1 protein-coding gene is annotated in these 361 nt (G+C 61.2%); it reads left to right on the top strand.

All coding sequences use genetic code 11. The annotated features are described in order from the left end of the window. Positions 1-52 precede the first annotated feature (52 nt). The coding region (locus tag NLI84_RS15340; RefSeq protein ID WP_284699948.1) for a transaldolase family protein at positions 53-361 on the top strand (309 nt) is incomplete at its 3' end.

Below are 361 nucleotides of genomic sequence, written 5' to 3'. Positions count from 1 at the left end.
TAATTGCGCGGTCTCCTTCGTACCGCGCCCCTTTGAAGCCAGAGAGGACATCATGAGCCGCATCGCCGCCATCAAACCCCTGGGCCAACGCATTTGGCTCGACAACCTGTCCCGTGGCCTGATCCAGGCCGGCACCCTGCAACAGCTGCTGGCCGACGACGCCATCGCCGGTGTCACCTCCAATCCCGCCATCTTCTACAAGGCCATCTCGTCCGATCCGCTTTACGCCAACGATCTGGCCAAGCTCAAGGCCGATGCCAGCCTCACTGCCGAGCAACGCTATGAAGCGCTGGTGATTCCGGATGTGCAGGCCACCTGCGATCTGAACCTGGCGCAATACAAGTCGAGCGAAGGCCTCGAT

The organism is Chitinolyticbacter albus (assembly GCF_024437655.1).
Taxonomy (GTDB): Bacteria; Pseudomonadota; Gammaproteobacteria; order Burkholderiales; family Chitinibacteraceae; genus Chitinolyticbacter; species Chitinolyticbacter albus.
This window is presented reverse-complemented; position numbering and strand designations above follow the sequence as displayed.